This is a genomic window from uncultured Methanobrevibacter sp., assembly GCF_905235195.1.
In the GTDB taxonomy this organism is placed as follows: Archaea; Methanobacteriota; Methanobacteria; order Methanobacteriales; family Methanobacteriaceae; genus Methanarmilla.
The window spans coordinates 1-11,279 of the sequence record NZ_CAJOKH010000069.1 but is presented as its reverse complement, the minus strand read 5'-3'; the positions used below and the strand labels follow the sequence as shown (position 1 = coordinate 11,279).

The 11,279-nt window shown below is 25.3% G+C and carries 12 protein-coding genes; 5 read left to right on the top strand and 7 right to left on the bottom strand.

The genetic code is table 11. From position 1 onward, the window contains the following. Positions 1–84 precede the first annotated feature (84 nt). Positions 85–1,275: a hypothetical protein gene (locus QZ146_RS07985; protein WP_295723332.1), complete on the bottom strand. Its 1,191-nt coding sequence runs from the start codon at positions 1,273–1,275 to the stop codon at positions 85–87. Positions 1,276–1,314: 39 nt separating this feature from the next. Then, on the bottom strand, positions 1,315–1,938 hold the full coding sequence (locus tag QZ146_RS07980) for a zinc ribbon domain-containing protein (RefSeq protein ID WP_295723331.1): 624 nt from the start codon (positions 1,936–1,938) through the stop codon (positions 1,315–1,317). A gap of 235 nt (positions 1,939–2,173) precedes the next feature. Between QZ146_RS07980 and QZ146_RS07975 the strand changes: the two genes are divergently transcribed. The 4 genes from QZ146_RS07975 to QZ146_RS07960 all read left to right on the top strand — a co-directional run bounded on the left by QZ146_RS07975 (position 2,174) and on the right by QZ146_RS07960 (position 6,102). Next, the gene (locus QZ146_RS07975) at positions 2,174–3,355 is read left to right on the top strand and encodes an amidohydrolase family protein (RefSeq protein ID WP_295723329.1); all 1,182 of its coding nucleotides are present in this window, start codon (positions 2,174–2,176) and stop codon (positions 3,353–3,355) included. A gap of 216 nt (positions 3,356–3,571) precedes the next feature. Further along, the gene (locus tag QZ146_RS07970) at positions 3,572–4,000 is read left to right on the top strand and encodes a universal stress protein (protein ID WP_295723327.1); all 429 of its coding nucleotides are present in this window, start codon (positions 3,572–3,574) and stop codon (positions 3,998–4,000) included. A 384-nt stretch (positions 4,001–4,384) separates the two neighbouring features. After that, positions 4,385–5,230 carry a CBS domain-containing protein gene (locus tag QZ146_RS07965; protein ID WP_295723325.1) on the top strand — a complete coding sequence of 282 codons (846 nt, stop codon included), beginning with the start codon at positions 4,385–4,387 and terminating at the stop codon, positions 5,228–5,230. Positions 5,231–5,589: 359 nt separating this feature from the next. Next, entirely contained in the window at positions 5,590–6,102 is a 513-nt protein-coding gene (locus QZ146_RS07960; RefSeq protein ID WP_295723324.1) for a hypothetical protein, read from the top strand. 55 nt (positions 6,103–6,157) lie between these two features. Here the strand turns inward: QZ146_RS07960 and QZ146_RS07955 are convergent, their stop codons facing one another. Both QZ146_RS07955 and QZ146_RS07950 read right to left on the bottom strand, forming a co-directional pair. Then, positions 6,158–6,910 carry a hypothetical protein gene (locus QZ146_RS07955; RefSeq protein ID WP_295723323.1) on the bottom strand — a complete coding sequence of 251 codons (753 nt, stop codon included), beginning with the start codon at positions 6,908–6,910 and terminating at the stop codon, positions 6,158–6,160. A 151-nt stretch (positions 6,911–7,061) separates the two neighbouring features. Continuing rightward, positions 7,062–7,202 (bottom strand): hypothetical protein, encoded by a 141-nt coding sequence (locus QZ146_RS07950; protein WP_295723322.1) that lies wholly within the window; start codon positions 7,200–7,202, stop codon positions 7,062–7,064. Between the two features lie 316 nt (positions 7,203–7,518). On the opposite strand from QZ146_RS07950, the gene QZ146_RS07945 reads away from it, so the two are divergent. Continuing rightward, positions 7,519–8,055, top strand: coding sequence for a TIGR00730 family Rossman fold protein (locus tag QZ146_RS07945; protein ID WP_295723320.1), 537 nt, complete (start codon positions 7,519–7,521; stop codon positions 8,053–8,055). A gap of 101 nt (positions 8,056–8,156) precedes the next feature. Here the strand turns inward: QZ146_RS07945 and QZ146_RS07940 are convergent, their stop codons facing one another. The 3 genes from QZ146_RS07940 to QZ146_RS07930 form a co-directional block, all read right to left on the bottom strand. Further along, positions 8,157–8,810 carry a TfuA-related McrA-glycine thioamidation protein gene (locus QZ146_RS07940; protein WP_295723319.1) on the bottom strand — a complete coding sequence of 218 codons (654 nt, stop codon included), beginning with the start codon at positions 8,808–8,810 and terminating at the stop codon, positions 8,157–8,159. Positions 8,811–9,113: 303 nt separating this feature from the next. After that, positions 9,114–10,331: a YcaO-related McrA-glycine thioamidation protein gene (locus QZ146_RS07935; protein WP_295723317.1), complete on the bottom strand. Its 1,218-nt coding sequence runs from the start codon at positions 10,329–10,331 to the stop codon at positions 9,114–9,116. Between the two features lie 72 nt (positions 10,332–10,403). Then, positions 10,404–11,036, bottom strand: a complete 633-nt coding sequence (locus tag QZ146_RS07930; RefSeq protein WP_295723315.1) for a site-2 protease family protein — start codon at positions 11,034–11,036, stop codon at positions 10,404–10,406. Positions 11,037–11,279: the final 243 nt, after the last annotated feature.

The window sequence follows — 11,279 nt, the reverse complement described above, 5'->3', positions numbered from 1 at the left end:
AATATAACATTGTTATATTTATTTTTTTAAAACAATTATTTTTCAATTTAAATAATATTAATATATAAAAAATCTTTAATTAAATTAAAATTCTTCTCTATTATCAGAATAGTTCTTATTTATTTCAAATTCATCATAAAAAGATCTTAAATATTTATAATCTTCACTTATTTTATCATAAATTGATTTAAATTTATCAAATTCTTCAATTAGCTCTTCATCATCCAACTCATCTATTTTTATCCTTTTTGAACATATCCAGTGGAAACGATAAATATCATAGGATTTATTATTATCTACAAGGTGTTTAATCTCGGTTTTTTCTATTTCTTCAAAATCTAGTTCATTACTCATCTTTCCAATTGCACTAATTAATGTTTTTCCAATTTTTGCTCCTTCTTGTGGAGAATTTATCCTATCTAAATCTTGAGATATATAAAATTTAATGGTCTCATCACTACATTCAAATGTCATACCAAGTATAAGTCCATCTCTATAGAAAATACTAGTTGAAAATTGATTAAGAGTGTATGATAAATCTGGGCTTAAGGCATATTCATCATTTGATCTTGTAATGGATACTTTTAAATCATCAGGTAGCTCATTATACTTTCTTAGTATAGTCTCATATAAATCATATTTCATATAAGTTATTATTTCATATCTTAATGGATTATATTGAAAGTTTTCTTTTTCACGAGGATATAGTTTAAAGATTTCATGAATATCTTCTATAATACTATAACTTTCAAGACTTTCATAGTCGATTAGTAAATCTATGTAGATTTCTATAAGTTCATTTATTGAACTTATAAGTTCAATATCTACTGTATGATTTATATTAAAAAATCGTGATAGTAGATAAACTTCTTTTATATCGTCCCATGATGAACTTCCATAGTAATTGCTTAATTTAATAAACCCTTCAGGTGTTTTTCTAATATTTTCACTAAGGGTGCGGATAATATCTTCACCAACAAATTTAGTAATATCTTTAAATTTAAGCCAGTCATGGTTTAGACGAATATAGTATCCATTTTTAGCAGAGTCTATTGTAAGTTTAATATAAAGGTCAGTTGCATGTATTTCTTTTGATATTATTTCTATTGTTGGATAATCTCCATCATAGTAGGATATAAAATCAAATCCCGGATATGACTTTTTTATCTCCCATTTAACTATGGTTAAAACCTCATTTAAAACGGTATCTAATTCTAATGAAGGGCAAGTATTATTTTCCAGTTCAATAATTGATGAGATAATATTTATAATCATGTTAAAACCTATTATTTTATTAATGAATAAAATACAAAATCAAATTTTGTATTCTTTTATATTAACACCACAGAATGGACAATTTACAGTATCTTCCTTTAGTTTATTGTTACATTTAGGACAATATGTTGGTAATGTATATGTATCCTTTTTGTGGATTTGTTTGTTTAGATTCTCTTTAATTTTTTCTATTTCCTTTAAGGATTGTGGATTCCAATCATTTTCCATTAATGTTTTTTTAACAAAATAAGCCTCGGTCATTGTATCATAGGAACCATAATGAGTATCTCCTTTTACAACTAAAAACATGTTAATTTTATGATTAAATTCTATACGTCCTTCAATTTTACTTTTATCAATTTTTTTACTTTTTATTTGTCCCCGAGGTCTTTTTTCTGGAAATGGAGGTAATTCCATATTTTCATATTTATTTTCAAGATCACATTCAACTAATAAATCATAATCAAAGTTACAATAGATTAAACAGTCTCTTTCATATAATGCATCGCTTAATTTGCTAAATTCACCATAATCTTTATTATGATGTTTAATACGATAATGGTCTTTAACACGAACGATATTTCTATAAAAGTGTCTAATGTTTAACTCTTGAATGAAATCACCTCCATCAATTATTTTTCTAAATAGGCAATTTTTATACATATTAAGTTTGTATTTTGTAATTAATATTATTTTTTAAGCTTATGTATCCATTAATTTTCGGCTTATTTTTCTTTTATTTTTTAATATACTTATTTATCTTTATTATTCTTGGTATTTTTTAATGATTTTTTTTTTTAAGCTTAAATAATTAATTTAAAATTTTTAATCATTATTTCATCAATTTTTTTTACAATTTATACAAATTATTAAATACTTTTAAAAACTAAATATGTCTATGTTAACTTTAGTTAATGGTTTGGTTTTAAAGGGCTTAAATTTGAATCCTGTACGTGAAAATGTACTTATTGCCAATGGGAAAATATTAGAAATAGGGTCAAATATTAAAGAAGGTGAAATAATTGATGCAGAAAATTGTATTATTTCTCCAACTTTTTTAAATGGACATACTCATATTGGAGATTCTATTATTATGGATGAAGGTGATTCTTTAAGTTTAAGTGAAATGGTCCAGCCCCCTAATGGTATAAAACATAAAGCTCTTCATGATGCAGATCCTGAGGATATTATTAATAATATGAGGGTATCTATGGTAGATATGTTACTTTCTGGAACTACACATTTTATTGATTATAGGGAAGGAGGAATTGAAGGAGTAAAATTACTTAAAAAAGCAGCAAAGGATATACCTATAAATCCTATAATTCTTGGAAGGGACAGTAGTTTTTATGGTGAAAATCCTGATATGGCTCTTGTTAAAAAACATTTGAGAAAAATTCTTAAGATCGCTGATGGCATTGGTTTAAGTGGATTCGGTGAGATTAATAGTGAAGTTGCTGATTTGATTACTTCCCAATGTGCTAAAAAAAATAAAATATCTTCAATTCACACTGCAGAATCACAATCTGCAAATAATAAATCCATTGATATAACAGGTTTATCTGAAATAGAAAGGGCCATTGACTTAAAATTTGATCAGGTAGTTCATTGTACACAGGCATCGAATGAGGATATTAAAAAGATTAAAGATTCAAATACTAATTTGGTTTTAGCTCCAAGGGCAAATGCCTGTTTAAATATAGGTATTCCTCCAATTAAACAAATACTAAATGAGGGAATTTCTCCATTTATAGGTTCTGACAATCTTATGTTAAATTCTCCAAATATTATGAGGGATTTGGAGTTTTCACTTAAATTGACAAGGGCATATTACAGAGAATATTTTAATCCTGTAGATTTCTTAAAAATGGCTACTACGAATATTACTAAACTTATGTTAACTAATAAAACTTTATATGATAATATTGGTAAATCTGTTATTGGAACTGGTAATGATGCTCAATTAATGATTACAAAACAGTTTTCTAAAAATCCTTATCTTAGTATAATTAATAGATGTGAAACACAAAATATATTATATGTAATGAACAAAGATAAAATTATAGATTATAGTAATTAACATTATTATAATAATTTTATAAAAAATCAATATTTTTTGATTTTTTAATTACAAATATAAAAATAATTAATTAATTTTAAATTTAAGTATTAAAGGTCTAATGGTTTTAATTGACTTTTTATTACTATCAATTAAATTAATTAGAATTAATACTTTTTAAAATAATTTATTTTATGAAGTATTGTATATGTGCTTTTATAAGTTAAGGAGATTTACATGTATAAGAAAATATTATTACCTACTGATGGTTCTAAATATTCTCAAAAAGCAGAAGAACATGCAATTTTTCTTGCTGAAAAAACAGATGCTGAAATTTTTGCATTAAGTGTTATTGAAAATAATTTTTCTATAGGTCTTCCTGAGGATTCAGTAGATGAAATTAACCAATTACTAAAAGATGAGACTAAAGAGAATTTATCTAAGGTAAATGAATTAAAAGATCAGTTAAATAATAATATTAAAATTACGCCCTTATTGAAAGAAGGGTCTCCTGCGGCTGTCATACTTGATGTGGCTGAAGAAGAAAATATTGATTTAATTGTTATTGGCAGCTCTGGTAAAAGCGGATTTGATAGATTTTTAATGGGAAGTGTAGCATCAAAGGTTGTAAAATCAGCAAAATGTTCAGTTCTTGTAGTTAATTAAAAAGATTTATTTAAGTTTAAAATTCATAACTGATATACTTTAAGAATGTATAAATCAAATAAAAGAATTTTATATAATAAAGATTTAATTAATTAATAAGATTTTATTATTTAGTTAGTTAATAAAGATTTAATTTATTAATAAAATTTAATTTAATAGAATAATTTAGGTTAATTATTTAATTTAATTAATAAATATTTAAGTTAATTAAAGATTTAAGTTAATTAATAAAAGTTTAATTTAATAAAATAATTTAGGTTAATTATTTAAAGTTAATTAATAAATATTTAAGTTAATTAAAGATTTAAGTTAATTAATAAAAGTTTAATTTAATAAGATAATTTAAGTTAATTATTTAAAGTTAATTAATAAAACGGTGGAATTATGTTAATTAAAAGAATTGTCTCTAAAAACGTTATTAGTGTTTCTGTTCCAGGTAATAGATATACTGCTTTAGATTTAATGAAAAAAGAAAATGTTTCTGTTGTACCTGTAACTAAAGGTGACACTAAAAAAGTTGTTGGGATTTTAACCAGATCAGATTTAATCAATAATCCTGATGAAGAACAAATTGCTCTTTTAATGAGTAGAGATTTAATCACTGCTAAAGTTGATGATGAAGTTAGTGTTGTAGCTAAAAAAATGTTAGATAATAACATTAGAAGAGTGCCTGTAGTAAATGATGATGATGAACTTGTTGGAATTGTTACATCCTTTGATCTTGTAACTCAAGCACTTGCAAAATTAGATATTGATATTCCTGTTGAAAAGTATATGCTAACTACTGTTCCAACTACTTGGGATGAAGCTCCATTAAATGTTGCTTTTGAATCAATGAAATTCTTTGGTTTAAAATCTATTTTGGCTTTAAACAACAATTGTAAATTAACTGGTATTTTAACTGAAACTGATTTCATTGCTGAAAGTGAAATTATCTCTGAGAGAACTGAACACAGTTCTACTGTAGGTACTGAAGGAGATAAATGGTCATGGGACAGTACTTCTATTCTTTATATAGAGAAAAATCGTCTTAAATTTGCGGACAAATTAGTTAAAGATGTTGCTGTAAGAGAAGTTGCTACTGCTAACAGTAAAACCAAAGTATCTGATTGTGCTAAAAACATGAAACAGGAAAACATTGAACAAATTCCTGTTGCTGATGTTGATGGTGAAATTTTAGGTCTTGTTCGTGCTAGTGATTTGATGGAAGCACTACTTGAAGAAGAATAATTTTCTTCTTTTTTCTATTTTTAAATTATATTTAATTTTTTTTATTTAATTAACTTATTTGTTCATTTATTTATTAATTTATTAATTATTTGTTTATCATTTGTTATATTCATTTTTTTATTTAATTAAATAAATTCTTAAAGCATATTTAATTAAGTATAAGTTTTATACAAATTTATTTAAAGTATAAGTCTTATAAGATATTATTTAAAGTATAAATCTTAAAACATATTTAATTAAGTAAAATTCTTTCATATTTATTTAAGAAAAAGTCTTAAAACATATCTACTTAAATAAATTAATAATACTATTTCAGTAAAATCTTTAAAAAATGAAATATATTTTAAACTTAGGAGTATATGGAAATGTCCTTTGAACCTATATTATTAATAAAAACTTCTGAAAGAAAGATTATAATTAGAACTAGAATTGATGATGATTTTGTTGAAAATGAAATACTTTTAGGTCCAATTTTGGCTACTTACAGAAGAAATAATGATCCAATTGTAAGTAATTTATTAGATTTATTTGAATCTGTTATTAAAAGGACTGTAAATGAATTTATTCCTCATGAAACTTTGTTTATAGATTATGATATTATTGCAGATGATAGTTTGGAGTATGCAAGTGTAATTTCCATTACTTTGAATAGTGTTGAAGCAGATGGTAGAAAATTCAATATTGAAGGTGGTCAGTTTACTATTTCCAATTTGAATGAAGATAGACAAGATAAGGATAAACCTTATAAAGGCAATATTAACCGTGTACTAATTACTCCTAAAATTGTTTTAAAAAAATATGAGCAAATGTATAAAAAAAGACAGGAAGAATTAAAAAAACCTAAACGTCAGTATGTTGGTGAGTCTTTTTAATCTTCTTTTATAATATTTCTATTTTTTTATCTTATAATCCTTTATAAAATATTAATTAAACTCTTCTTCTAATTCTCTTAAGTATTTCAATAAATATTTGCTCTTCTTCTTTATCATTTGTTTTTCTAATCTCTATTTCTCCATTATCATTAATGATTATTTTAACTTCCTCGTCTCTAAATTTTAAAATTCTTCCATTATCTTTAAGTTCAACATTACTGAAGCTCTTTTCAATTTCATCCTTTGTATTTTCAATGTTTATAGGATATGGGAGTTTTACTTTGTTTATGATTTTACCTTCACTTTCATATTCTATTGGGTCGAAGAGTTTTTCCTCATCATTTTGCATGTAAGATAAATTAATAGCCACTTTATTAAAACCTATGTTACGGAGTTTACTTTCAATTAATTGAAGGATATTTTCATTTAATAAAACATCAATTTTTTCACTTTCAATTAAAGCTAGTCTATCAAGATTTCTTACTTTAAAAACATTATTTTCAACAATTTTCTCTAATTCCTTTTCAGCATTTTTCACCATATTAATATTTTCACTATTAACCGAGGTATTGGTTTTGATTCTAGTTGCAAGACATGTTGTAGACTTAAAGTAGGCAATATTATTTTCATTTAAATATCTGTAAACATCACGAGTCTCCATTTCAGCTTCAATAAGAGGACTTCCAATATTGTGTTTATATTTTGCAAGAATTCCAGGCCTATCAAAAAGGAAATCACTTATATTGTTTCCATCAATAACATAATCAATATTATGCTTTAATGCTTCCTCTTTGATTTTTGTATACATTATTTGCCTACAATATAAACATCTTTTATTTGTGTTTTTTACTAAATCATCATTATGTAAAAATGAATCTTCAACAAAATATTGTTTAAGATTAAAATATTTTGCTTGTTTTTTGCTGTTTTCTATAAAATCATGTGGGAATATTCCATTGTCAAATGTAATAAGTATAGTTTGATACTTCTTTTAGTATACTTGCAAGTAAACTACTATCTGCACCACCTGAAAATGCTAATGCAAGTTTTTTATCCTTTAAAATTTCTTTAAGTTTATTAATTTTTTCTCCATATTCCATATATATCCCTTTTCTACTTTAATTTCGGATAATTTTTTTATTTTCTTTAATTGTGTATATGGATAAATAAATTGTTTAAATATACTCTTAGTTTTTTTACAATTAAACTTGAATAAGTTTATATTTTAATCACATATTAATTTTTTGTGGTGTTTTTTAAATTTTATTATAATTTAAATCTTTTGGCTATGTAGTCATCTTTATCCCTATATTAAGGAGTAATTTCTGTTTAGAAAATTTTATATATAACTTTTTTAAAATATATTGGTATTATTATTCTTATTAATCTCGATATTATTGTTAATAGAGGCATATTATGAGAATTTGTGTTTATGGTGGGGGAAGTACTAAAATTAAACCTTCGTATGTTGATGAAGCTTATAAGTTAGGTGTAGAGATAGGTAGTAGAGGACATTCTCTAGTATTTGGTGGTGGTGTTAATGGAGTTATGGGTGCTGTATCTAGAGGGGTTGCTTCTCAAGGTGGTGAAATATTAGGAATTGCACCGTCATGGATTAGTTCTAAGGAACCTCTTAGTCCGAATTGCACTGATTTTATATATACTGACACTATGGATCAAAGAAAAAATTTATTTTTAAAACATTCAGATTGTATTATTGTCGCTCCAGGGGGTCTTGGAACTTTAGATGAATTTTTTGAAATACTTACTTTAAAAGCTTTAGGTCAGTATGATAATAAAATTATACTATTTAATACAAATAAATTTTATAGTATGTTTAGACAAAGTTTAGTATATTTTTCAGAAGAAGGTTTTATTAAAACTGATATAATGAAACTTTTCACTTCAATGGAAGATCCAAAAGAAATACTTGATTTTATTGAAGAAGAATAATTTAACTAGATTACTTCTTTAAATCATTTATTTTTTATTAATTTTAAGCTCTTTTTTAAAATTAGATAATTATTCTATTGGTATTTAAATAAACTTGATAATCATTCATATGCTAGTTTTTTAACATATTTCAGTGCTTCTATTGCATCTTGCTTTTTAATATCTTCAACTTGGTTAATGTATCTTATAAGTTTATTTTTTTTATCCTCACTTAGTGATGATTCTTTAAATATTTTTGCATATGTTCTGTGAGGATAATATATACTTTTTGCAATATTGTGAAGGTCTTCTTTTTCTGTATCTGTAATAATACCTTCCTCAACAGCTCCTTCAAGTTTATAGTCAATATTTACAAGTGCTTCAGATAGGGCTTCATAGCTATCTGGATTAAGAATTACTGCAACATCATCATCAGATTTTATTTCTCCCTTACTATATCCATTGTATACATATCCTATTCCAATCATTCCAAGGGTATCTAACTCAGATGCTCTAAGTGCACCCATACTAGATGCTCCAACAACAGTTATGCCTTTATCTAGTGCAAGCATAATTTCTTTATGTGCTACTGCAGGAGTGTTGTGGAATTGACCATCTATAATTAAGATAATATCAATGTCACTTTCCTTTTCAATTAAATCATAAAGGTCTCCTCTTTTAATTGGAGGCATGTATTTTGCATCTAGAATTTCGCGGGCATCATCAAAGGGAATAGTTAAACCAGTAAACACTACTATTTTTTTATTATTTTCCATTTTCAAAACCTTTAATTATAAAATTAGTACTAAATTGTAAAATTAGAATACTAATTAGAATTTTAGTTAGTATAATTAATCAGTATATTAATTAGTATTTTAGTTAGTATAACTCATTAGTATTTTAGTTAATATAATTAATCAGTATATTAATTAGTATTTTAGTTAGTATAATTAATCAGTATATTAATTAGTATTTTAGTTAGTATAACTCATTAGTATTTTAGTTAATATAATTAATCAGATATTAATTAGTATTTTAATTAATAATATGGTAAAATACATAATTAAATACCTATCTAATTAACAAAATGATTTAAATCTGTCTCCAAGTCTATCTGAGTCAACAGTATAAAGTTCCATTTTAGGTATAACCACTCTACATGCACTTATTCCTAACTGTTTTCTTGTTAAATCTGTATATAATATCTTGTCAAGGCCACAATCAATAAGGTGTTTTTTACAAGTTTCAATATCTTTTTTAAGGGAATCACTACTTAAATCAGCCATATCTGATCTTTTAATTTTCTCATCTTCATCATCATAATATTGACGATTAATCTTTTTCATACGATCATAACCTGCATGTCTCATAAAATTTGCACGGGTAGTGTCTTCACGAGTACCATGAATCTGTGTTGCTCTACTTTGTGCAACCTCAGTTAATGCACGTATAATAGCAATATCGGGATTTAGATGTGTTCCTACACCTAAACTTAATAGTGCCGGGTCTCTTAATACATCATCATCACTTGAGGCGGTTACAGTACATACTCCTACATCACTTGTTATATCCATTAGTTTAACATTAATAGATTGTGCTTTAAACTTATCAAGTAAATCTCTAACCACTTCATTTTCTATACTGTTATTATCAATTTGTCTTCTGTTTTTATGGACTAGTTCAAATATGCTCCATGCATCACGTTCTATAACTTCAAAGATTCCATGTAAAATTGCCTCTTCTAAGACATTTCCTGATGCAAGACCGTTGGTATTTGCTCTAAATAGTGGGGTTGCACTTTTATTTGCAGGAATATATGGGTGGAAGATTCCATTTGCAGGAACATAATATTCTTCTTCACTTACAATATCAATGCATGGATACCATTCAAGTACAGTTACATCTAAAATATCATCTGTTATATTTTTTGGAAGATACATGTCCTTGGGTTGGATAAATTTCTCACCTTTCATATCTTCAATAGATGAGACAATTATTTTTTCTTTGTCCTCTTCTTGCATTTCAGCAGAATATCTTTCAAATCCTTCCATCATAGCAGATGCTTCTGCTTGTTTTTTCTCAGCACCTTTACCTGCATATACACTTACAGCACCTTCCTGTGCTCTTGGTCTAATTGCAGAAAAGACTGGTATACCAACTCTATCAAGATCAGTTATGTCTGTAATTCTTGTAATTCCTGCGGTTTTTAATTTTTCCTCATTATTTTTAAGTGTTTCTTCAGGTTGACATACTCTATGGCTTGCTGTAAAATACTTTAATTTAATATCTCTTAACATTTATTTTACACCTAATAATCTTATTTTAAAAAATAAAAAAATAGAATTGTTAATAATATAACAGTCAATAATTTATAGTGTTAATAGGCTGCTAAGTCCACCAGAGTATGATAAGTAGACTAAATATCCTGCAATTGCGGTTATTGCTAACCAAATAATAGGGTTCCAGTCAAATACTTTTTTACCATCAAATACAGCTATTGGAAGTAAATTGAATAATGCAAGGAATGCATTTACTGAAAATCCTAAATAGAATATGTTGGCAAGGTAAACAAGCATATCATTACTTAATGAAGTAAAAATGCCAAAGTGACGTAATCCAAGTAAAAATATTAAAGCAATAACAATATTTGTAATTGGACCAACAATTGATATAATACCGTTTACTTTTTTACTCATACTGTTTCCATATATTACAACTGCTCCTGGAGCAGCAAAAATGAAACCAAAAAAGGAACTAATAAGAGCTATAAATAAACCAGGCATCCATAACTCAAATTCTGCCCAATAACCATAATTGAGTGCAGCGAATTTATGTGCAAGTTCATGTAATATAAATCCTAAACCTACTCCAATCATTACTATAGGTAGAACAAAAAGAAATGCATCTGTATCTCTATTTGAGTAAAGAAGACTAAAACTTAAGGATATTACTAGAAATGCTATAAAAATATCTTTTAATTCTTTTTTTGAAATTTTAAACATAAAGATAATATATATATTTGAAACTTATATATCTTTTTAATATATTTGATTAGAATTTATTTTTATAAAAAGTATATTTATAAAAATTATTTTTTAATCATTATATTTACAGAAATTATTTTTATAAAAAGTATATTTATTTAAAAATAATATTTAATAGAAATTATAGTTAATTAGAAATAATATTTAATAGAAATTATAGTTAATTAGAAATAATATTTAATAGAAATAATATTTAATAGA